Origin of the sequence: Streptomyces melanogenes, assembly GCF_014649795.1 — a bacterium.
Taxonomy (GTDB): Bacteria; Actinomycetota; Actinomycetes; order Streptomycetales; family Streptomycetaceae; genus Streptomyces; species Streptomyces noboritoensis.
The window spans coordinates 206345-229744 of record NZ_BMTS01000010.1; the positions used below are offsets into that span (position 1 = coordinate 206345).

Genomic DNA, 23400 nt, shown 5'->3' on the forward strand with positions numbered 1-23400 from the left:
CCGCTCTCAGCCGATCTCGAAGGGCCCGCTCACCCCGGTGAACGGGCCCTTCGCCGTGTCGCCGTGGTACGCGAGGCGGTAGCGGCCGGGCGCGGTGCCGGGCGGCACGTTCCAGACGACGGTCGCGACCGAGGTCGAGCCGCCCGAGCGGGCCCAGCGGAACAGCGTCGACCAGTCGCCGTCGCCCGCGATCCGCGTCCAGCCGTCGCCCGTCCACCTCCCCACGGACAGATAACTCCCGCCCCTGCGCAGGTCGTTGCCGGGGTGCGCGGCCACGAAGGAGGCGGTGGCGCGGCGGCCGATCAGGGCGAACGAGAGCAGGTCGCCGAACGCGCGCCCAGGGTGCGGCGCGTCCCCGCCCCGGTGGCGGTGTCTGCGGCGTACGGGGACGGCGGGCTCGGGGACGCCCCGCTCGACCGGGACGCCGTCGCGCAGGGCCGTGGCGAGGTGGGCCACGGTCTGACAGAGCGCGGGCAGCTCCCAGCGCCCGAACAGCGTGCTGCCGCCCTCGTACTCCTGGGCGTCGTACTCCTCGGGCGTCGTCACGTAGTGGACGTAGCCGTTGCTGTACCCGGCGACCAGGACGTCCTTCAGGTCCGCTCCGAGGACGGCCGCGGCGGTGCGGCGCAGCCGCAGCCCGGCGACGATCGTCACCTCGCCGGGTATGCCGATCAGATACAGCGGCCCGATGCGCAGCAGCTGTACGGGCGCGCGCTCCTGGACCACGGGCAGGACGCGGTTGACGGGCCCGGCGGGCAGCACGAGCGCCTTCGGGTACTGGGCGTCGCGCAGCCGGGGCGCCAGCGGGTAGACGAGCCGCCGCGAGAGCGCGTCCCACAGCGGGTTGGCGCCGGGCCTGAAGCCCTTGAAGCCGGGGCCGTCGACCCACGCGCCGGCGAAGGCCGCCGCGCCGCCCACGGGGGGCGAGGTCCGGTGCGTACGGCCGTCCCCGGTGTGCTCGGGGCCCACCTCGACGGCGGACAGGTGCACGTACGTAGTACGTGAGTCGACGGCGCCGGACACCTCCTCACCGCGCAGCGCCGCCGCGGCCTCGTACTGGCGGGTGCCGATGATCCTGGTGTTCTCGAACTGGTCTGCGGTCGGGCCGGTGCCGGGCGCCAGGCCCAGGTTGGGCGACATGTCACCGGCGTTGGTCTGGGCGAACGCGGTCACCAGGTCCGGGGCGGTGGGGGCGAGGTGGTCGACGCCCGCGAGGCGCTCCCAGTGGTGGGCGGCGTAGCCCTTGTTGTCGGCGCTGATCAGCCGGTTGCGGTTGGTCATGCTGGTGTTGTGGGTGGCGAACCAGTTGACCGCGCCCACCAGTTCGCCGTCCCGCTCCAGGGCGAGCAGCGTGGTCTGCGGGTCGACGGCCCGCGGGAAGTGCGCCCGGTCGGCGGCGGGGTTGCGGTCGAAGGCCCGTCGGGAGCGGTTGACGCTGGCGTCGGTCAGCTCGCCGTGCGCGAGCCGCAGGACGGTCGGGGCGAGGTCCGCGATGGCCGCCAGGGCCGCTTCGGTGATGCCGTCGGTGATCGCCCGGAAGGTCCGCTCGCGGAATCCGCCGGTGTTGCTGTTGTACAGCGCGTGGTGGAAGTAGCCGCCGGGGCCGCAGTGGGTGTGGGTCGCGGTGAGCATGACGTTGGACGCGTCGTACCCCTCGGGCAGTCTGCGCAGCACCTCGCGGACGACGCTGTCGGCCATCAGCGGCAGCTCGCACACCACCAGGAGCACCCGGGCGCGCCCCGCCGGGTCGGCGAAGGCGAAGGCGCGGGCGCGCTGCCGGGTGTGGATGCCCGCCGTGTGCTGGTCGGCCTTGCCGTAGCCGAGCATGCCGCACTCGGCGGCCTCCCCGGTGATGTCGGCCGTGCCCCGCCCGGCCAGGAACCCGGTGGCGCCCTCGGTCATGGTCGCTCCGCTCTCGTACGGGTGAATGCGGCCCGGGCGGCCCGGCGGGGCCACCGGGTGGCGCGGCGGACCTCCCGGACGGCGTCGCGCGGCCCGTCCACGCGCTCCGACCTGCGCGGACGCCGTCTGCGGGGGCCGCTGTCAGTGGTCGGGTGCAGACTGGCCACTATCCGGGACAACGGCGTTTTGGAGGGGTCGGGATGACCGACGTACTGCTCACCGTGGGGACGCGCAAGGGACTGTTCATCGGCCGCAGGCACGGCGGCGACTGGCGGTTCGACGGCCCGCACTTCAATGCCCAGGCGGTCTACTCGATCGCGATCGACACCCGGCGCGCGGTCCCCCGACTGCTGGTCGGCGGGGACAGCGCGCACTGGGGACCCTCCGTCTTCCGCTCCGACGACCTGGGCGAAACCTGGGTGGAGCCGCCCCAACCGGCGGTGAAGTTCCCGGAGTTCACCGGGAGGTCGCTGGAGCGAGTATGGCAGCTGCACCCGGCGGGCCCGGAGGCGCCCGACGTGGTCTACGCGGGGACGGAACCGGCCGCGCTCTTCCGCTCCGAGGACGGCGGCGAGAGCTTCGCCCTGGTGCGCCCGCTGTGGGAGCACCCGACGCGCTCGCAGTGGGTTCCCGGAGGCGGCGGCGAGGGTCTGCACACCATCGTCACCGACCCCCGCGACGCCCGGGCGGTGACCGTGGCGGTGTCCACGGCCGGGGTCTTCCGCACCCGGGACGGCGGCGAGAGCTGGGCGCCCGCCAGCAAGGGCGTGTCGGCGGTGTTCCTGCCCGACCAGCACCCCGAGTTCGGCCAGTGCGTGCACAAGATCGCGCAGGACGCGGCCGACCCCGACCGGCTGTTCCTGCAGAACCACTGGGGCGTCTACCGCAGCGACGACGGCGGCGAGCGGTGGCAGGACATCGGCGACGGCCTGCCGTCCACCTTCGGCTTCGCCGCCGCGACCCACCCCCGCCGCCCGGACACCGCCTACGTCTTCCCGATCACGGCCGACTCGGACCGGGTCCCGGCCGAGAACAAGTGCCGGGTCTTCCGCACCGAGGACGGCGGCCGCACCTGGGACCCGCTGTCGGCCGGACTGCCCGCGGAGGCGCACTACGGCACGGTGCTGCGCGACGCCCTGTGCACCGACGACGCCGACCCGGCGGGCGTGTACTTCGGAAACCGCAACGGCGAGGTGTACGCGAGCGCGGACGACGGCGACACCTGGCGCCTGCTCGCCTCGCACCTGCCCGACGTCCTGTGCGTACGGGCGGCGGTGATCCGCCAGTAGAGTGACGGCCGTGGCAGCACGACCGTTGAAAGAGATCGTCGAGCCCGGGTGGGCGGACGCTCTGGAGCCAGTGGCCGGACGGATCGCCTCGATGGGCGACTTCCTCCGTCAGGAGATCGCGCAGGGGCGCACCTACCTCCCGGCCGGACAGCATGTGCTGCGGGCCTTCCAGCAGCCGTTCCAGGACGTCCGGGTCCTGATCGTGGGCCAGGACCCGTATCCGACGCCGGGGCACGCCGTGGGGCTCTCCTTCTCGGTCGCCCCCGAGGTGCGTCCGCTGCCGGGCAGCCTGGAGAACATCTTCCGCGAGATGCACACCGACCTGGGGCTGCCCAGGCCCTCCAACGGGGACCTGACGCCCTGGACGCGGCAGGGCGTCCTGCTCCTGAACAGGGCGCTGACCACCGCGCCCCGCAAGCCCGCCGCGCACCGCGGCAAGGGCTGGGAGGAGGTCACCGAGCAGGCCATCCGCGCGCTGACCGCGCGCGGGACCCCGCTGGTCTCGGTGCTGTGGGGGCGCGACGCCCGCAATCTGCGCCCGCTGCTCGGCGAGCTCCCGGCGATCGAGTCCGCGCACCCCTCGCCGATGTCGGCGGACCGGGGCTTCTTCGGGTCGCGGCCGTTCAGCCGCGCCAACGACCTCCTGGTCCGGCAGGGCGCGCAGCCGGTCGACTGGCGCCTGCCGTGACAGCCGGCGCCGACGCCTGGGTGCTCGGGGTCGACTCGGGCGGCTCCGGGGTGCGGTTCGCGCTCGGCCGGGCCGAAGAGGGTTCCCCGGCCGAGGTGTTGGCGTCCGACGAGCCGGTGCGGACCGGCCCCGCCGGGATCGACGCCGGGCACCTCCTCGGCCACCTGGTGCCCGCCGCCATGGAGTTGCTGGCCCGGACCGGCGCGGACCGGGTCGCGGCGGTGGCCGTGGGCGCCGCCGGGATGGCCTCGCTCGGCGACGACCTGCGGGCCAAGCTGCCCGCCGCGCTCGCCGGTGCGCTGAACGTGCGGCGCCTGGCGCTGGCCGCCGACGGCGTGACGGCGTACGCGGGAGCGCTCGGCCAGCGGCCCGGCGCGGTGGTCGCCGCGGGCACCGGAATGATCGCGCTCGGCACGGATCTGACGCGCTGGCGGCGGGCCGACGGCTGGGGCCATCTGCTCGGCGACTGCGGCGGCGGCGCCTGGATCGGCCGCGCGGGGCTGGAGGCGGCGATGCGCGCCCACGACGGCCGGCGCGGCGGCTCGGCCGCGCTGCGCGAGCGGGCCGAGGCGCTGTTCGGCCCGGTGGCGGAGCTGCCCGGGCTGCTGTACCCGCGCACCGACCGGCCCGCGCTGTTGGCGTCGTTCGCACCCGAAGTGGCGCGCTGCGCCGCGTCCGACCCGGTCGCGGCGTCGATCCTGCGGGAAGCGGCCCGGAACATCGCCGAGTCGGCGGCCGCGGTGTGCCCCGAGACCGGTCCGGACGGCGGCGACAGCGCTCATGGAACCGCGGGCGAAAGTGTGAGCGAATGCGAAGTGGCGCTCACCGGTGGCCTGTTCCACATCGGTGACGCGCTGCTCGCTCCCGTACGGCAGGAGCTGGCGGCCCTGGCGCCGCACGCGCGGACGGTCCCCGCGGCGGGAGATCCGCTCGCCGGAGCCCTGCTGATCGCCTCCGCGCTGGCCCGCGGGGAGCTGCGACTGCCGCACCATCCGCGCATGTTGTGGGTCACGACAGAGCGGGACGGTTGAGGACAATGTCACTCACGGGATAAATACGGACAGAAACCGCGCACCTGCACCCTCCCCGAACACCCGCGCCCGCAAAGCCAGTAGCATGCGGCGCCATGAGCTCCCCCACTGGGCCCGCGAACGGCCTGCCTGTACGAATGCCGCGACCCCGCCAGCCAGGGCGGCACCGCCGCCCCGAGCCGGTGGTCGCTCCCGAGGGTGCGCCCGCGCTCGTCCTCGCCGTTCCCGGCACTCCCTCCTCCGCCGTGCGCGCCCTGGCGGAGGAAGTCATCAGCATCGCGCGCTCCGAGCTGCCCGGCCTCGACGCCCGGATCGGCTACCTGGACGCGGACGCCGCGTCCATGGAGTTCCCCCCGCTCGACGCCGTGCTCGCGCACGCCGCCGCCGAGCGCACCGCCCGCTACGAGCAGGCCCGTGCCGCCGGTCAGGACGTGGCCGCCCCCGACGGCCCCGTCGCCGTCGTCGTGCCGCTGCTCGCGGGCCCCGACAGCGCCCTGATCCGCCGGGTGCGCCAGGCCGTGATGGACAGCCGCGTCGCCGCCGAGCTGACCGACGTCCTCGGCCCGCACCCGCTGCTCGCCGAGGCCCTGCACGTGCGCCTGTCCGAGGCCGGTCTGGCCCGCGCCGACCGCGCCCGGCTGTTCACGGTCGCCACCGCCGCCGACGGCATCATCCTGGCGACGGTCGGCGGCGAGGAGGCCGTGCAGGCCGCCGGGATCACCGGCATGCTGCTGGCCGCCCGCCTCGCGGTGCCCGTGATGGCCGCCGCGCTCGACCAAGAGGGCTCCATCGCCGCCATGGCCGAGCAGCTGCGCGGCTCCGGCTCGGTGCAGCTCGCGGTCGCCCCGTACCTGATCGGCCCCGAGGTCGCGGACGGGCTGCTCGACGCCGCCGCCAAGGAGGCCGACTGCCTGGCCGCCGAGCCGCTGGGCGCCTACCCGGCGATCGGCAAGCTCGTGCTGTCGCAGTACGCGGCCGCGCTGGGCATCACGCCGCAGCCGCAGGGCTCCCCGGTGCACTGACGTACCGGTACTCGCACGCGTACACGTGACGCGAAAGGGCCCGCACCCGATGACGGTGCGGGCCCTTCGCGTGTGCGCGGCCTAGCCGAAGACGACGCACGAGGCCGCGGGGGCGGGCACGGAGCCGGTCCGGCGCGGGATGCCGCTCTCCTCGTACAGGTCGAACCAGGTGACGTCGCCGGAGCGCTCGTTGGCCGCGTAGAGGCGGCGGCCCGCGGGGTCGAGGGTCAGATGGCGCGGCCAGCGCCCGCCGCAGTCCACGGTGGCCACCAGGGCCGCGTGCTCGCCGTCCGGGTCGAGCGCGAGCGTCGCGAGGGAGTCGTGGCCCCGGTTGGCGACCCAGAGGAAGCGGCCGTCGCGCGCGACGACGACCTCGGAGGGGAACGTCTCGGTCGTCACGCCGTCGTGGATCACCCGGGTCTCCCCCAGCGGCTCCAGGACGCCCTCGACGGCGTCCCAGCGGCAGACGACGAGGGTGGGCTCCAGCTCGTTCAGGACGTACGCGTGCCGGCCGTCGGGGTGGAAGGCCAGGTGGCGCGGGCCCGTGCCGGGGCGCAGCGCGGTCTCGCCGTGCGGGCGCAGGACGCCGGTCGCCGGGTCGAGCGCGCAGACGCGTACGGAGTCGGTGCCGAGGTCGACGCTGACCAGCCAGCGCCCGCTCGGGTCGGGCAGCACCTGGTGGGCGTGCGGGCCGCTCTGGCGCTTGGGGTCGGGGCCCGAGCCGTGGTGCTTCAGGATGTACGCGGCGGGGCCCGGGCGGCCGTCGGGGCGCAGCGGGAGCGTGGTGACGCTGCCCGACGTGTAGTTGGCGGTCACCAGGTGGCCGGCGGCGAGGGCGAGGTGGGTCGGGGCGGCGCCGTCCACCGGGACGGGCTCGCCGAGCGGGACCGGGGTGTCGCCGGTGACGTCGAAGGCGGCGGCGGTGCCGGGCTCGCTCTCGCCCACCGCGTACAGCACGGTCGCGTCGGGCGACAGGGCCAGGAACGAGGGGTTGGGCAGCGCGTCGGTGGCGCCGAGCGGGGTGAGCGCGCCGGTCGCCGGGTCCACGGCGGCGACGGTCACGCCCCTCCCGCCCGCCGTGGTGAACGACCCGATGAATGCCCGCCCGGCGCTGCTCTCGGCCACCGTGCTACCCCTCTCCGCGCGACTGCGCGCCGGGGCTGGGCCCGGCGCCGACTGCGGCGACCGTAGCAGGCGGTCTAGACCAACTGGCGGGTGTGGGGGGCCGACCGTGTCGCGGACGGGTCAGGCTGCCGTGAGGGCAGGAGCCCTCGGCGAGGTGCGCAGCGGCGTGGCCAGGGCGGCCAGCGCGTGCTCCAGGGCGTGCAGATGGCGCAGGGCCGCCTCGGCCGCCGGGTGGTGGTGCGGGTGCGACTCAAAGGCGGGCGCGGGGGCCGCCGTCGCCGTGCACGCGCGCGCCGCCGGGGTCACCAGGGCCTCCACCGCCGCCTCGACCCGGTCGCACGCGGCCGTCAGCCGGGCGTCGTGCGAGGCGGCCGGATCGGCGGCCACGGCGGCCAGGCCACGCACCTCGCGGGCGCAGTCGTCGAGCAGGGCGATCACCTGCCGGGCCCGTGACCTGCGGCCCTTCAGCGGGCTGAGCGGATGGACGAGCGGCGCGAGCGCGAGCCGGACGCGCCCGAGCAGCAGCTCCAGCTCGGCGGCGTGCGGCGCGGGGTCGGCGCTCTCGTCCCCCGCGAGCCGTCGGGTCGCCGCGCTGGTGCAGCCGCGCACGCAGTGCAGCGCGCGCTGGATCCAGGCGTTCGTCGCCGCGTGCGTGGTGACCGGCAGGACGAGCGCGACGGCCGCCGCCGCGCCGAGGGCGCCCACCGCGGTCTCCTCGAACCGCAGCAGGAGCAGCCCGGGGTGGAGCACGCCGAGCAGGCCGTAGAGGAGTCCGGCCATGACGGTGACGAAGAACATCATCAAACTGTCATTCGGAGTTGCCGCAGGTCAGGGCCGTGCGACACGTCCGAGGTCAGCAAAAAGTCAGCATCGGCTCGGCATCCTTGCGCCGGAACTCCCCTTGCAGGTCGGCCGTGGTTGGCAAATGGATCATATTTCGGCGGCGGCGCTTTGGGGCACACATGCCAAAACCGCGTCGCCCGCCAATCGGCCCACTGACAGACCGGATCAGCCAGCACGGGAACATCGTGCCAGTCGCAGATCCGGATGACCTGGCAGGTTCGTTCCGCGGTTCGGTCGGCCCTGGTCGTCTGGCCCGTCTTCGCGTTCTGCCACGAGCAGTGAACGGCGGCGGATGACTCCCACCTCATGGCTCGGGGCCTCAGGCCCTATCCACAGGCAGAGGGCTCCGCCGCCGCATTCGCCAGAGTGAGCATCGACCGCCTGGGACAGGTCATTCATGATCGTGCCCGAGCCTCCCGCACGCCCACCCTCTCCTCGACACGCGAGCCGTACAGCTCTCTCCGAAGACCGGGATCGTGCGATCAGCTGAGGCCACGAACAGCTAATCGGAATTCGGGCCCGGGCCCTCCTATTAGGTCGCAGCGTGCCCCCACACCGGCTCACACACTGGGCGTTCACTCTGGCCTTTGGCGGCTGGCTGGCGGGCCAACTCGAACCGGGCGCCGGACTGCGGGCGCTGACAGTGGACGGCAAGTCCCGGCACGGCTCGCGCACCGCCACCTGCTCGCGGCCCTCGTGCACGGCGCCCGCATGAAGCGCGAGATCACCCTGGACCGCTGGCTCGCGGCCGAGCCGACCAGCACGACGAGGCGTTCCTTGGCTGGACCTTCCGGCGGGTACCTGAGCACCCTGGAGCTGACCGACCGCGCACCTGCGTGCACGGCGTCGAGCTAAACCATGTCGACGCCAGATGACGCTCCGCCCACCCGGCGCGGCAGTCCTTTAGGACTCTGAAGCGCACCGGCCAACTGGCGACGTGCGGGAGCCGCCCATCAGCGGGGAGCCTCGTTTACGGACTGAACTGTGCCAAGCTTCATGAGGATACAGCCACAGGCCCACATAGGCTCTCACTACGGTCTCACAGGGCAGAGGTATCTCAGGGCTAACTTGCGGAGGGAAAACCGCTTTTAACTATTACGGCGCTCCTCACTGTGTACCGCCGAATCCATCCCACAGACCTTAAGCAATCTCACAGAAAATGTCAGGTTCACCTCTTGGTGAAGCGCTCTTTCGTGCTACACAAGACTTCCGGGTCGTCACTAAGGCAGAACACAGAGCCGTCCTTGACAAAATTCACCCGCACGCCACATTGCCCTTGCGGAACCTTATCGAAGGTCAGGCCTATCGTTTTACCTGACTTAGCATCGGCGGAGACATAATCCATGTCCCCATCAGACTTGAAAAACCCCCAAGTCCCTGTAGTCGCTCCCGACGGGCAGGCAGTGAAGAGCTGGGAGTCGATCATCAGCGACTTCGCCTCGAAGGTTCCGTTCTTCTTGAAAGATATTTCACCTCCACTCTTCGAAACCCAGCTACCCAGGACATTCACGTAGTCCGCCGTGGTCGATTTCTCTCTCTGGCCGCCCCCACATGCGGCCAGGCTAGCCGCAGCCAAAAGCACGCCTGCGGATACAAAAATGCGACGCTCAAACCTCACACGTACCTCCAAGATAATTCCAGGGCGTTCTGGGGAGTGGTAGAGGATTCTACCACTCCCCAGAATGTACATTCAGGTGGACCCTACTCCACCCGACAGTCAAGCGGGAGATTCTCCTCCCAGGAGAAATTCTCCGTGACAGCCTGGCCGTGCTGTTTCTCGAACAAAGGATTCCAACTTCTCGGGATCACATGCGTCGCCGAATTCCAGTCAGACAAATTCGTTGCAGTGAATTTAATCCGTACTGTGCCGTTCTTCGGGTCGACCGACTTGATCCGCGCCGTGCCGGAATAGGTTCCAAGGAACGCATCCGCATAGTTGCTGGTTCCCAGTTTTCCATTGGTTAGGACACCCGCCACGTCGCTGACAGCGCCTCGGATGCTGTTGGCTTTATACCAAGGCGATCCAGGCTCGGGGCCTTTATCCTGGTGAGAGAATGCGATGTCTTTCTTGGCCCCCTCGGCATCCATGCCGTGGGCTACAGCCTGCAGAAGGAGCTTCCACCTCATTTTAGTGATCGTCTCATCCCCGGCGAGAACTTCAGTGAACTTGTCACCGCCCCTGAATGTCTGGGTCGACCCGAGCGGATACCCGCCACCCCACAGCCACCCAAGGAACAGTCCACGCGAAGTCTCCCACCCATTATAATCACCCTCGTCGATAATGCCGAAAACTGGCCGCGACAAGATTTCACGAAGGCTGCCCGTATTCAGGTACGGGGAGTCGACCATGGGGGCAAAAGCCTTCAGGAAGGGTGGGTCATTCCTCTTGGGGAAATCAGAGTATGTCGATTCCCAGGTGCCACCCGATGGAAGGTCAGGGGCATTGTGCGACTCGATGAACGTCGCCTGTTCGCCGCAGGAGACCCCCATCTGACAGGAGAATGACCCCTGCCCACTCGGGTCAGACAAAGTGGCCGGGTTGTTCTCCGCGTACGCGTATCCGCTAAGGGATTGATGTTTGTTGAGTTCCAGCGCAGGATCCACACTAATGAATTGGCCGGTGTTCGTATCGTACTCGCGGGCGCCGATGTGAGTTAGCCCTGTTGACTGATCAGAGCTTTTACCCAGGAATGTTTTGTCATCGGGCCATGCGCTGGAGGCCGGGCCACGGGCACCGCCGAAGGGGGCGGTATAGCGCTTCGTCACTGCCAAGGTGGTGGCGTCGAGCGCGAGCGTGCCCGTGCCGTGGTGGTCGGAAGCGAGGAAGCTGAGCTTGGTGACACCGGTTGCGGCGTTGACGGTGCGCACCGCGATCACCTGTTCGCCGGCGGTGTAAGAGCGCGTGGCGGCTAGACTCTTTGCGCTCCCCTTGACGGTGAGGCGGACTTCAGTCGAGCCGAGGTAGAGGACGGTCTCACCATCACCGCCCGTGGCCCGGCGAATGAGCAAGGCGCCGTTCGCGTCGTAGAGGTAGCTATTTGCTAGGGCGGGTTTGTTACCTGCAGCTGGTTCAGATGTCGAGGTGAGGTTTCCTTCGCTGTCCCACGACAGGGACTGCTGGCCTTGGACTCCGGGGCGGCTGGTGGTGTTGCCCGTCTTGTCGTAGGCGTACGTGCTGGTCTTGCTTCCGGACGTCGTCCGGCTCAGCGGGTGCGGCTGGCTTGCCGCGGTGCCGTATTCATACGCCGTTGTCGTTTCGCCTGCCGTCGCGTGCTGTGTCTCTGTCTTGCGCTGGCCCGCATCGTTATACGTGTAGCTGGTCCAGTAGGGAGCCGCACCGTCGATATTGGTGGCAGTCCGGCCACCGGTCACGCAGTCGGCCGTCTTGGGGGTCCAGGCTTCGACGAGGCGGCGCTGCCCGTCGTAAGCAAAGCACTGATTGTCTGCCTTGCCCGTACCCCCCTGGGCGGAACTATCAAAGATCGACGTCACGTTACCCGCGTCGTCTTGAGTAAAGGTCAGATCCTGCGGCTTATAGCTGTGGACGTCGTCAGTGACGTACGAGTGCGCCAGGCGGCGGGTGCCATCCTCGTAGTCATAGGTCAGGTAGGCCCTCTTGGGCGCTGTCGGGTCAGTGCCGAGGGTCAGCTGGCGGAGGTCACCGAGAGGAGAGTAGAGCGCTCCCTGGAGGTAGCCGGTTGTCCCCTTGGAGGTGAGCCGCTGGCCCAAATTCCCGTACGTGTAGGAGACGACCTCGGATGCAAGACCGGCAACCGCCGGGCTGCCGGACTGCTTGACGGTGCCGTCCAGGTTGTAGACCGTACTGAACGCCAACATCTTGGGCACACCCGCAGCCACAAGAGGGTCGCTGTCGGGCAGGGTCAGCGAGTTGCCCGTGACCTTGTACAGGTTGTCGTAACCGGTGGCCCTCTGAACGTAGCTCTTGCTGGTGGCCTGGTTAATTCCGTTCTCGTAGCGCTCGGAAGTGTCCCCCTGCCCCTTGGCCAGGGCGTCGAAGGTCCAAGCAGCCAGCTTGGTGGCGTCCGTCTTGGTGCCGTCCCAAAGGCCCGTTTTACGGCCGAGGGAGTCGTACTCGGTGAGCAGTGTCTTACCCCGGGCGTCGGTGGTGTTGACCGCCTGGTTCAATTCGTTGTAGGAAGTGCTGCTCTTACCCTTGTCCGGGTCGGTGGAACTGGTCTGACGCCCATACAGGTCGTAATCGTATGACCATCTGGACTTGTCCGGACCAGTAATGGTCGCCTGGTTTCCGCCCGGGGTATATGTAAAGGCTGTAGTGGTGTACGACGCGCCTGATGCCTCCGATCCAGAGTATTCACGCCTCTCGACCGTCTGACCAAGTGCATTGGTGACCACGGCTGTCGCCTGACCGCCCTTGGGAACAGTGGTCGTAACCGTGTCACCGCTGTAATTCGTCTTGGTTATCCAGCGAGTGATGTTGTGGTTCTTCGTGACCGCATTGATGACTCGGTTCGCGCCGTCGTACGTGGTGTCTGTCTCCACCGGAGCCTGACCGCCGTCGGTTGCCACCAACGTTGAGTTCGGTGCGTTCTTTGCATCCCAGATGTCCGACTGAGCCGAAACAGCGAGTCCCCGGTCGTCGTACAGGGTCTGCGAGATGACTCGGCCGCTCACGGGCGATGGTGTCTGGACCTGCCGGGGGCGCAGTTGTGCGTCGTAGATCTCGTACGTGGTGTTGTAGCCAGAAGCGTCGCCCTTCAGGGTTGCGGTAGATACCCAGGGCAGATCGGCTGCGGTGACGCTGTACTCGTAGACGTAGTTGGGTGTCTTGCCTAGCGAGCGGGGGCGGTTGGCCAGCCACACCTTGGCGATCCGACCGAGGCCGTCGTACTCGGATTCGGTGACCTTGCCATTCGGGTCGGTCACCTTCGTCGGCGCACCGGTGGCAAAGTCCACGGCGGTCGTCACCGTATGCCCCTTGGCGTTGGAGACAGCCGATGACGTGAGCGGGCCAGCTGCCGCCGGGACGTAGGCGGTCGCGGCGTTCTTCAGACCGTTGGTGTCGTAGACCGCTGTGACGCGGCCGAGCGTGTCGTAGTCGCTGGTGGTGACCTTCTGCCAGCTGGGCTGGGTGTCCGCGCCGTATCCCTTGGCGCGTCCGGTCCACTTCGCCTCGCCCTTGGTGGGCTTCTGCGTCTCGGTCCAGGTGGTGGCGTCGTCGTAGGCGGTGGCGGTGTCGGAGATGACGTCGCCTGGGCGGCTGGGGTCGGTGGGCAGGTCGGCGCGGGTCTCCGGGATGCCGCAGCGGGTGGCGAAGGTACGGGAGCGAGAGACGAGAGAGTTGATGCCGAGGTCGTCGTTGCGTGCGTACCAGGTGCGGGTGCATTTCTCGTCGCCGGTGACGGCGTCGTCGCCCTGGTCCTCGGCCATGTAGGACATGCCGTAGTCGTCGTAGTGGGTCACCGTGGTGCGGACGCGGTCCTTGGGGGTGCCGCTGCTGGTGATGTTGGTGCGGGCATGGGTGGCGCCGGTGCGGACGTAGTACGCCTCGATGTCGGCGTAGGACTTGTGCTGGGTGGCGGTGCGCTTGGACCAGGGGTCGTTGATCTGGCCGCCGACCTCTTGCGCCCCGTTGTAGGTGACGGTCTCCCGTGCAAACCCGGCGTACTGGTCGTCGTCGGCGATCGCCTCGGCCTTGATGCCGGTGACGCTCACGGACTTCCTCTTGTCCGGGTCGATGGTTTTGCCGTCTGTGCCCAGGACGCGGTCGCCGTTCATGCCTCGGAGGTAAGCGGTGACGGTTTTGGACTGGGTGTGGTCGGAGGCGCCGGTGAGGTGGGTGACCTGGCCGAAGCCGCGCCAGATCGACCAGGTGCGCTCCTTCTCCTTGGTCAGCGGGTCGTCGTTGTAGTGCCAGGCACCGCCGCCGGAGTAGCTGTAGCTGTGCTCGACGGGCTCGCTGCCGCCGTGCGGATCGGTCGTGGTGACGGCCTGGACGGGGTACTTCTGAAACCAGTCCAGGATGGGGTCCTTGCCACCGTTGGGTGACCAGTAGACCGGGTAGCAGCGCTTGGTGTTCGAATCCAGCTTCGGCTTGGTCTGCCCTGCGGTGCAGTCGGCGGGCAGGTAGCTGACGGTGGTCTGGGCGCCCGCCTCGGAGGTGATGGTGCGCAGGCGCGGCTTGTTGAGGGGAAGGATGTCGTCGGTGGTGCCGTCGACGCGGTTGGGGTAGTACTCGTGGCCGAACTTCACCGGGTCGAGGGCAATGTCTGTGCCGTGCTGGCCGGTGTGTCGGATCTGGTCCAGCCAGAGTGACTGGTCGGTGGCGTCGCCGGTGTCGCCCGGGTCGAGGTAGCGCTGGGTCAGGGACCAGGAGTCGACCTTGGCGTAGTCGGGCGTTGTGGCGGCCTGGTTCCAGGCGTAGGCGGTGATGGCCGTCATCCGCTTGCGGGTGAAGAACGTCGGGCCCGCGTTGCCGGTGCACTTGCCGTCGTCCTTGCAGACGGCGTCGAAGGGGACGTCGGGCCAGTTGTCCCGGTTGTCCTTGGTCAGCTCGTCGCAGCCCGTGCCGGAGGCCAGGCAGCGCTCGGCGTAGCTGAAGACGACCTTGTCGGAGGCGGCGGGTCCTCCGGCGCCCTTGAAGAGAGAGCCGGCGCGCTGGCCGTAGCGGATTTCGTTGAGGTAGCCGCCGCGGATGTAGCGGTTGCCGGTGGTGTCGTCGCCGAGCAGGTCGTAGTTGTTGGTCTCGGCGGTGTACCAGTACGACATGGCGTTGCCGTGGGTGTCCTCGACGTAGTCGAGGTTCCACCGCCATGCCTGCCGCTTCCAGCGATCGGCGAAAGCGGAGCCGTCCGCGTAGCCCGGCTCGTCCTTGTCGTCGCCGAAGACCGGAACCGTCCAGGTCGAGTTGGTGCGCTCGTCGGTGGCACCGTCGAGCTTGCTCAGGCCGAAGACGTACTTGGTGCCCTCACCGGTGACGACCGTCCAGTACTCGCCGTCGTCGTCGCCGTTCGCAGCACCGGTCGAGCGGGTGACAGCGGAGGCGTCGTCGTCCTTGAGCCGCCACTTGCCGCTCGTGTCGTCCTTGACCAGTTCGGTGGCCTTGCCGTTCAGGACGAGCGAGGCGTTGTCGTACTTCCAGCACAGATCGAACTTGTCGCTCTGCCCGTCGTCGTCGCAGGAGCCGTACTTGCGCTCAATGTAGGAGGAGGTGAGGTCAAAGCCTTCGCCGATGGCCGTGCCCTGGTTGTTGGTCGAGGCGGTACGCCCGTCCACGCTGCCCGAGTCGTAGGAGATCTTCAGATCGGGCTTCGGGCCGGCCGCCGCCGGCGGGACCCTGAGCGGGTACGACCAGGTGAAGGTGCCGGACGAGCCGCCCGCCTCCCACGTGGACGAGGCCGCGAGCGGGGTCGCCTTGTAGTCACCCGACCCGGACTTGGTCCCGGCCGTCAGCGCCAGCACCATCGTCTGCCCGGACGCAGCCGCGACGCCCTTCGCCTTGGCGGGCGTCGAGTTGAAGGTCAGCTTGGCGTCGAGGCGGTTGCTGCCCCGGTGGTTGGTGGACTCCAGCGGGGTGCGGGTGCGGCACTTGGCCTCGGACGGCGAGGTGAGCGCGCAGTCCGGCAGCCGGACCACCTGGAGACGGCCCGCCCAGTCACCACCGTAAGCCGAGGCGAACTTGCCGTAGTCGATGCCCAGTTCGGCGTTGCCTCCAGTGGGCGGGCCCTGAACGGACAGCACAACGCCGTTCACCCCCAGCCCAGCTGCCTGCTGCTGATCGAGGACCCTTACCCCGACAGCCTCGGCCGCCACCTGCTGTCGCTTGGTAGCGCCGGGCCGGGTGAGCGTGAGCAGGAGTGATCCCGGAGTGGCGGTGGCCTTCCCGCCGCTGGTCAGCGTGACGCTCCCCGCCGTCGGCCAGGTCACCGTCCTGCCCTGCTCCGCCCTGGCGCGAGCCGCGTCCTCGCGGTCGGCGGCCTCGGCTTTCTTCATGACAGCCTCGGTCTCCTTGTTCACCTTCGCGGCGAACGGCGAGACCTTGTCCGAGTGCGGGGCCCCGAGCATCGGCCTGCCGAGCGGGTCCGCGTCGACAGCCATCGCCGCTGGGGTCATAAGCCCCGGAAGCATCGCGAATCCCGCGATGGCTGCTATGTGTCGCACCTGCCATTCTCTGGTGCGTGATCTGTTCCGGCCGATTCTTCCGACGGCCGGCGTGAACCGGTTCATCTGCATCCGTTTCGGTGGTGCCGCCTGTCGCGGCATGCGTGACGATGCCCTCGGCTGGGCTTGGGGCATACGTGATGAAGGTGTTGCAGGGGCGCGTCTGTGCGCGCCAGACATCGCCGGGGCGGCTACATGCGAAGTGCGACCGCCCCGGCGTGAGGACTATTCGGCGCCCGGAGTTCCCAGGACCTTCGTATTGACCTGCTCCGCGCTCATCGCGCCAGTCCAGACGCGCAGTTCGCCGACCTTGCCGGGCAGGTAGTAACCGCTGGTGCCACCAGCAGAGCCACGGCCGGAGGCCAGCACGCCGTTGCCCTGGCCGGGGATGGCAAAAGCAGACTGGCCATCCGCCGCTTGGTCAGTGGCCCCTATGTACAGATGGGTCTTGCCGAACCCGGCCTCGGATTCCTCAGTGCCGTCGAAAACACCGGTGACTTGCACCCACGTGTCCAGCACCGCTTCGTTCTCCGAAGGTACGGAAGCCGTTCCGATCACCTTGCCATTGGCATCGGTCGCGGTGCGGCCGAAGCGCCAAAGGTAGCTTGCTACACCGTCCTTGTCCGGGTCGATCTTCTCGACCCACAGGGACCAGGACGACTCGCTGCCGGTCGCGGCAGCTTGGCCGAAGACCTGAGCCCGGTACCCGAGCGGCTTGGAATCGAGCTTCGCCTTGTCCAGCTTCACCTTGGCAGTCACGGTGAAGGAGCCCGTCTCATCCACGACGGGACCGGAGGTGGAGAGGAAACCTGCCTGACCGTCCAGCGATACGGCGGGCTCATCTGGATCGGTTGCTGTCCCTGTAGCAGAAAGCGCCATTCCCCCTGCGGGATACGGGGCCTTCTGCGGCACTTTGCCCGACACCGCACTGCCTGCGTCCCAATAGCCGACGAGTTCGGTCAAGGGCACGCCTTCCTGGGCCAGGGCGCTGTCCCCCCGAACCGCGTCCGGCGTCAGGGCCGTCTGCCAGGCAGCGACCTCATCGATTCGACCGGTGAAGTATTCCCCGAGCTTCGAGCGGCCAAAGAGCGTTCCTTCTGTGGAAACCGTCGGAGTGTAGGCGGGGTTCGCTTGGTAGAGATTGACAGGGTTGCCTTGCGGACGCCCGTTGACGAACAGTTGGATGGTGTCGTTCTTCGGGTCGGTATCACCCTTGTCATCGAAGACGCCCGCCAAATGAGTCCATACGTTGATCGGTGGGTTCTCCGTGTTCCCCAGCGCGCGGACGTAGTCGATGTTGGGGGCGTCGGCGGCTATCCGATTGAAAGCCCAACGCTTCAGCCCCGCCGAGTAGTAGAGATGGAACGCCGAGCCGTAGTTGCCCGGAGCGGAGACCACCACTGATGTCTTGGAGGCGTCGGTCAGAAACGCCCATGCCGAGACGGTGAAGGAGCTTTTCGTATTGAGGACTGGCGCGTCCGTTGCGGCGTATCCAGTCTGCTTGGCCGGATCGGTCACATCGTCGTTGAGGCGCAGCGAGTAGTCGTCTGTCCCGCGTCTGCCCATCACGGACCAGGTCGCCGCTGTGTTGCCCGCATTGGGGTGCAAGGTGGCAGGGTGCCGGATGCCTTCCGTCGCACTATCGACGGCGGTTGTGATGGTCGAACCCGGGATACCGTCCGCGAAGGACCACCGACCTACTGGCCCTGGAGTGGGTGCCACCTTGAATGCGAACTCTGACGGTGTTCCCCACCGGTCGCGCACGTCTTTGGCCTCCACTGTGAGCACCTGCGTGCCGGAGAGTGTCGGTACCGGTTGGATCGTGACGCTTGAACCGGACTCTTCGTGGGCCGACCTTTCGGAGAGCAGTCGCCACCGGTAGCCCTTGATGTCCTTGTCAGCGGCGTTCGGGGCCAGCATGAATTCACCGGCTTGCCCGGGGCGGCCCTTTCCTTCGCACACCTCGCCGCACTGCGTGTACTCGCTGTGCTCTCCAAGGGTGATCCGTGGAGCCTTGGGTGCGGTCGCGTCGATTCTGAAGTAGCAGTTGGGTGTGAACGACCCCGGAAGGTACTCGGTCCGACTGTCGGGGAAGTAGTACGAAAGCGTCCGCGCCCGCATCCGATAGGTCACGCCGTCCGTCAGCGAAACCGTCCGTTTCGATCGCACTGTCCCGTCGGCGTCGTAACCCGAATCGGGCGTGTAGACACTCCAGTGATACGTCCAACCCCCCTTGCCATCCGGCCGCTCAACCACCATGTGACCGCGCAGCGAGCCACGGGACTCACCGGATGCCGGTTGGGTGTTCGCCTCGACAGCTGCCTGCACCAGCGGGTCGGTGCGCGTCACAACAGTGGGGTTCAGCGGGTTGGTAGAGCAATAGACAGTCGTGCCGTCCCCCGGAATGACTCCGAAGCGTGTGGGAAACCCCGGATTGACCGCATAGGTCACCTGAAGTGTGGCGCTCTTGGTGAACCGCTTCCATGCGGACGCATCGCCCTCGTCGGCGGCACGCAACATGAACGTGAGCTTGGAGAACCGTCCCTCCGCGAACGAGCGCACGGTAGGCGTCAGATTCTCGTTCGACTCCGCTGGATTGTCGCTGAACTCGACCCACGAATCTGGCTGCGCCGGACTGCAGTTGTCGCCACGCCCCGCAGAAACATTGCGGTCGCCCATCATGTCCCTGGCCGCAGGACCGGGCCAGCGCGAACCTTCCGAGATGTTGTCGGTGCGCCACAGTTCAAGCCAGTGCGGATTACAGTCGAACGACCATGTCTCATATGCCCGGAACGAAGCGTTCAGAACGTACTTGCCGATGAGACTGCCCGGGGCGAACTGGAAGTACATGCGGTTGGTGTAATTGGCGCCAACAGTGCAGTAGTACGGACCGGAACGACTGCAGTGTCCCACCCCGTAGGAGTCGCCGTCGAAGTTGTAGAAGCGGTCCCCGTCTGACGAGAGCACCGTTCGCTCGGTCAGCTGAGCTCCCACAGAAGGGTCGATGTAGACCGGGTACACCGTCTCCTTCCCCCTCAACAGGGCCAAATCGGGCTTGACCGAAACGCTATTGCCCTGGATCTGAACCGGCATCACAGCGCTCGCGTCGCCATCGTCCGGATGAGCTGACTCCGGAAGACTGTCTGTGCCCGGCTCGACTGCACCGGCTACCGCAGCGCGCACCAACTGCCGCGCGGCCGGCTTGCTTTCGCCCGCCGAGTCCCAGATCAACCCGGCCGGCCCGCCGAAAACGCTATTGCCGTCTTCGTCAACCGCACGTAGACCCCCGCCGGCACCCGGCGCAACTGTCAGGCCGTCACCACTCACGGACATTGCGACCTGGTTCAACGCTGGATTCGCAGCGGCCTCGGCGGTCTTGACGACCAGCACCTCTCGATAGCCCTCGGGCGTTGCCGTCAGCTGCAGATCCACCCCTTTGAGCACTTCGGGATATGTGGCCGTCGGGCCGTCCAGCGCTGGCTTCGGCAACGAGTTCACCCAGTTGAACGACAGCGAACCCTGCTTGCTGCCGAGATGGATCAATCCTTTCCCGCTGCCTCCCCCTGAGAACGACAGGTCGACTACTGCAGCCTTGGGAGCAATGGAGCCATCGGCTCTACGCTCCAGCGTGGTGTCGATGTCTCGCCACGCCCCGCCCTTGTCGCGCACTCGCTGAGGAATCGCCGACTGCTTCAGCGTGAACGTGCCGTCCGGATTCGCAAACGTAGTGGAGTACGCCGTGCGTTCGGACACCACCTCAACGGGTTCATCGGAAGCTGCGCCCCGTTCACCCGTAGTCGCCTGCGGAGCGTCCAGCCCCCGAGCGTTGTCTGCGGCGGCGGGCAGCGTGAGGACTGACACAGAGGCCAGCGCGGCAGCTGCGGCCGTTCCCGATACAACTCCAAGCGATCTTCTCTTCTTCGTGCTGCGTGCAGGACGCAGCCACCCCAACCCCACGAACCCACCCCTAAATCTCATGAAATTCTTAACTGCGTATGCAGTTAAGCTTCATGCCGTACTTAGGTCAACATGGATCCGAGCCACCCAGATACGCGCTACGTGGTGGTTTGTCTCACATGAAGGTCAACCGCCCCTTGAGGCCACCCCGCCGAGCGCCAGCTCCCATCCACTTGAAGGACAAACGGGCGCATCGGGACGCCGGAAGTAACTCGAGCCCCCGTGAGGAAGTCGAGCAGGCCAGGGGCAACGCCCAACCACGGGAAGCGGCGGAAGCCGACCTCGTCGGGATCCGGGCCGAGCGTGTCGAGCGCACTGACTCCCTTGCCCAGGCCGACCCACCAGGGCCCCGCGGGAACAGGCCGACAGGGGCTACATCACACGCGTGTCACGAACAGCGTCGACGCACCTGAACCACAAGGCCACAACCAGGGCAAACGCTCCCGACCTGGGCCACGGGGGCGCCATAAGACACCTCTGCCTACCTGTGCCATGTGGGACCGGAGGGACGCCTCCTTCGCTCACAGGTGTGACCGGCCAAGATCCGGACCAGGGGCAGACCAACTCGTTTGCGTCAGGCGATTTCACCTGTCATCGCAGTTCAGAAGCACGATCACCCTGGTACCACCAGCAGACGAAGAATCTGCGGTCAGGCAGGCGAGCATCAACGTCACATGCAGGCCGTCAGGCGGGAGCGACAGGGCCGCGCAAGGGTACGGCGAGTGCTTTCAGTGCCTGTTCCAGGCCATGTAGATGCGCCAGAGCCAGTTCTCCGCCGGAAGGATGCGGTGCGGCAACAGGGGCGTCGATCTCGCTTCGTGCTGCTTCGGGCGTGGTCAGTGCCTTCACCGCTGCCTCAACCCGCCAACAGGCAGCAGCGAGTCTCGCGTCGTGGGAAGCATCCGGATCCGCCGCGACCGACGCCAGGCCCCGCACCTCCTGGGCGCACCTGTCGAGCAATTCGATCACCTGACGGGCCCGCGCTTTACGGGCCCGCAGGGGGGTGAACGGGTGTACCAGCGGGGCCACCGAGAGCCTCACCCGGCCCAGCAGCAGTTCCAGTTCAGCGACATACCGGGCCGGATCCGCCGTCAGCGAGCCGGCCAGGCGGGCCGCGGCTTCAGACGTGCAGGCGTGGACGCAGTGCAGGGCGCGCTGGATCCACGCGTCGGTGGTGGCGTGCGTGGTCACCGGCAGAACCAACAGCACAGCCAGCGCCGCGCCGAGCGCACCCACCCCCGTCTCCATCACACGCAGAGCAAGCAGTCCCGGATTCAGCACCCCCAGCAGCCCGTACAGCAGCCCGGCCATCACCGTCACCGCCAGCATCATCCACGTATACGACACCGCAGCCGTATAGAAAATGCCGAACACGCAGACCGCGACGAGCGCCGCGGTCGGAGCACCGGCCCCATCCAGCGGAACAGCAATCACCAGACCGATAGCAATACCAATCACGGTCCCCAGGACGCGCCGGAACCCCCGCACCAGGGTCTCGCCGCGTGAGGTGGTGTTCACGAAGATCCACCACACCGCACCCACAGCCCAGTACCAGCGCTCGTGCGACACCAACTGCCCCACCAGCAGAGCGAAAGCCCCGCCCGCCATTCCCTGGACCGCCTGGCGCGTGGTCACGCGGGCCAGACCCGTACCGCCCGGCGCCACCACCGCGACAGCGGCCGGCGACAGCCGCCGCTCATAGCACCACAGGCCGAAGCGCACCGCCGAGGACGCCACCAGGGCAAGGGCCACCGCCCCGTAAAGCTCCGGCAGCTGACCCGGCACCGCGTGCAGGAACTGCGCCGCGAAAAACATCATGAACGCGAACGTCCCCAGAGAATGCCCTCGCGGCCCCCACCGGCGGGCATACATCCCCGCGCCCAGGACAGCGACAAAAGCCCCGTCCCGCGCCCACGGGAATTCGTGCAGCACCGCCGCCAGAGCCAGCACCGGGAAACCGGCCACCGGCAGCAGAGCCGTCGTGACCGCCTGCCCGCGCACCGACGGATCGGCCACCGTGAACAAAGCAAGAAGCGCGGCGAGGCCGCCGGCGATCGCTGCCGGCAGCGAATGCGTCGCCAGATCCGACACCGTCACCGCCAAAGCGACACCCAGCACACCCCGCGCGGCACTGCGCAACCGCAGCCGCCCCGGATCCGGCGCGACGAACACCCGCTTCAGCACGACATCCCCCTGACACCCGAAACGATCAACCCACGAAACTGATAGACAGTCAGGAAAGTCAGCAAAGGGTCAGCATCCGTCCACCCACAGACTGCCGAAGACGCCCGCACCAGCACATCGAGCGACGCCAAGAAAGACGTGCCTGACCTGCGAAAACACGCCTCAGGCCCGCCCCCCTCGCGGTCCGCCCGGTTGACACTACGAAGAACATCATCCAGCTGTACGAGGGCGCCGCCGTATAGAAGATCCCGAAGACGCAGACCGCGACCAGCGCGGCCGTCGGCGCGGGGGCGCCGTGCAGGGGCAGGGCGACGAGCAGGCCGGCGGCGATGCCCGCGACCGTGCCGAGGACCCGGCGGAAGCCGCGGACCAGGGTCTCGCCGCGCGACGCGGTGTTCACGAAGATCCACCAGGCCGTGCCGACGGCCCAGTACCAGCGCTCGTGGGAGAGGAACTGGCCCGCCGCGACCGCGATGGCGCAGGCCGCCGTGGCCTGGAAGGCCTGGCGGGTGGTGGGCCGGGCAAGGCCGCGGCCGCTGAGCGGGGCCGGGGCGGCGGGCGGCGGGGTGCGCCGCTCGATGCACCACAGGCCGAAGCGGACCAGCGCCGAGGCGGCGATCGCCAGCGCGATCGCCCCGTACAGCTCGGGCAGCTGCGCCGGGACCGCGTGCAGGAACTGGGTGGTGAAGAACATCATGAAGCCGAAGATGCCGAGCGCGTGGCCGCGCGGGCCCCAGCGGCGGGCGTAGACCCCCGCGAAGACCACGGCCAGCCAGGCGGTGTCGCGCAGCGGCGGGGTGCCGTGCAGCGCCGTGGCCAGGGCGAGGACGGGGAAGCCCACGGCCGGCAGGAGCGCGGTGGTGAGCGCCTGGCCCCGGACGGTGGCGTCGCCGACGGTGAAGAGCACGAGGAGGGCTGCGAGGCCCGCGGTGATGGAGGCGGGCAGGGACATCCCGCAGAGCTCGGCGGCGGTGACCGCCAGGCCGATGCCCAGGACGGCCCGTACGGAGACCCTCAGTCGCAACAGCCCCGGATCCGGAGCCACAAACATCCTCTTCACGGCGGTCGCCGCGCCCCCCTTCGCTGGAGCAGACACCCTCTTCGGCTTGCCGGTGCGCGGGCGCGAACGGCTGCGCGGCGGCCTCGGACATGGCAAAGGCGCCGCGGTCCGGGACCGGCGTCGTCGCCGCCCGGCGCTGCGCAGCGCCATCTACTTGCTA

10 protein-coding genes and 2 pseudogenes are annotated in these 23400 nt (G+C 68.6%); 4 read left to right on the forward strand and 8 right to left on the reverse strand.

Translation table 11 applies throughout. The annotated features are described in order from the left end of the window. Window positions 1-6: 6 nt before the first annotated feature. Complete coding sequence (locus IE252_RS22705) at window positions 7-1902, reverse strand: neutral/alkaline non-lysosomal ceramidase N-terminal domain-containing protein (RefSeq protein WP_190091285.1); 1896 nt, start codon at window positions 1900-1902, stop codon at window positions 7-9. A gap of 200 nt (window positions 1903-2102) precedes the next feature. On the opposite strand from IE252_RS22705, the gene IE252_RS22710 reads away from it, so the two are divergent. The 4 genes from IE252_RS22710 (at window position 2103) to IE252_RS22725 (ending at window position 5932) form a co-directional block, all read left to right on the forward strand. After that, entirely contained in the window at window positions 2103-3191 is a 1089-nt protein-coding gene (locus IE252_RS22710) for a WD40/YVTN/BNR-like repeat-containing protein (RefSeq protein ID WP_190091286.1), read from the forward strand. Window positions 3192-3201: 10 nt separating this feature from the next. Then, on the forward strand, window positions 3202-3879 hold the full coding sequence (locus IE252_RS22715; RefSeq protein ID WP_101392222.1) for a uracil-DNA glycosylase: 678 nt from the start codon (window positions 3202-3204) through the stop codon (window positions 3877-3879). Beyond that, complete coding sequence (locus IE252_RS22720; protein WP_229848730.1) at window positions 3876-4910, forward strand: N-acetylglucosamine kinase; 1035 nt, start codon at window positions 3876-3878, stop codon at window positions 4908-4910. The genes IE252_RS22715 and IE252_RS22720 overlap by 4 nt, the downstream gene beginning before the upstream one ends. 95 nt (window positions 4911-5005) lie before the next feature. Beyond that, window positions 5006-5932, forward strand: a complete 927-nt coding sequence (locus tag IE252_RS22725) for a sirohydrochlorin chelatase (protein WP_190091287.1) — start codon at window positions 5006-5008, stop codon at window positions 5930-5932. A gap of 81 nt (window positions 5933-6013) precedes the next feature. Here IE252_RS22725 and IE252_RS22730 read toward each other — a convergent pair whose 3' ends face one another. From IE252_RS22730 to IE252_RS22760, 7 genes and pseudogenes are all read right to left on the reverse strand, one after another. Next, window positions 6014-7057, reverse strand: a complete 1044-nt coding sequence (locus tag IE252_RS22730) for a lactonase family protein (protein WP_190091288.1) — start codon at window positions 7055-7057, stop codon at window positions 6014-6016. 120 nt (window positions 7058-7177) lie between these two features. Continuing rightward, window positions 7178-7879 (reverse strand): annotated as a pseudogene (locus tag IE252_RS22735) (FUSC family protein); the annotation flags it as partial. A 1189-nt stretch (window positions 7880-9068) separates the two neighbouring features. Then, window positions 9069-9518 carry a hypothetical protein gene (locus tag IE252_RS22740; RefSeq protein WP_190091289.1) on the reverse strand — a complete coding sequence of 150 codons (450 nt, stop codon included), beginning with the start codon at window positions 9516-9518 and terminating at the stop codon, window positions 9069-9071. 83 nt (window positions 9519-9601) lie between these two features. Next, window positions 9602-15976: an RHS repeat-associated core domain-containing protein gene (locus IE252_RS22745; protein ID WP_229848732.1), complete on the reverse strand. Its 6375-nt coding sequence runs from the start codon at window positions 15974-15976 to the stop codon at window positions 9602-9604. 288 nt (window positions 15977-16264) lie between these two features. Beyond that, window positions 16265-19900 (reverse strand): LamG domain-containing protein, encoded by a 3636-nt coding sequence (locus tag IE252_RS22750; protein WP_229848734.1) that lies wholly within the window; start codon window positions 19898-19900, stop codon window positions 16265-16267. A gap of 780 nt (window positions 19901-20680) precedes the next feature. Further along, window positions 20681-22180 (reverse strand): FUSC family protein, encoded by a 1500-nt coding sequence (locus IE252_RS22755; protein WP_190091292.1) that lies wholly within the window; start codon window positions 22178-22180, stop codon window positions 20681-20683. Window positions 22181-22379: 199 nt separating this feature from the next. Then, window positions 22380-23231 (reverse strand): annotated as a pseudogene (locus IE252_RS22760) (FUSC family protein); the annotation flags it as partial. Between the last annotated feature and the right edge of the window lie 169 nt (window positions 23232-23400).

Coding starts and splice junctions, on each gene's coding strand:
- IE252_RS22745 (WP_229848732.1), bottom strand. CDS start 15,976: ATGGCTGTCGACGCGGACCCGCTCGGCAGGCCGATGCTCGGGGCCCCG.
- IE252_RS22725 (WP_190091287.1), top strand. CDS start 5,006: ATGAGCTCCCCCACTGGGCCCGCGAACGGCCTGCCTGTACGAATGCCG.
- IE252_RS22710 (WP_190091286.1), top strand. CDS start 2,103: ATGACCGACGTACTGCTCACCGTGGGGACGCGCAAGGGACTGTTCATC.
- IE252_RS22705 (WP_190091285.1), bottom strand. CDS start 1,902: ATGACCGAGGGCGCCACCGGGTTCCTGGCCGGGCGGGGCACGGCCGAC.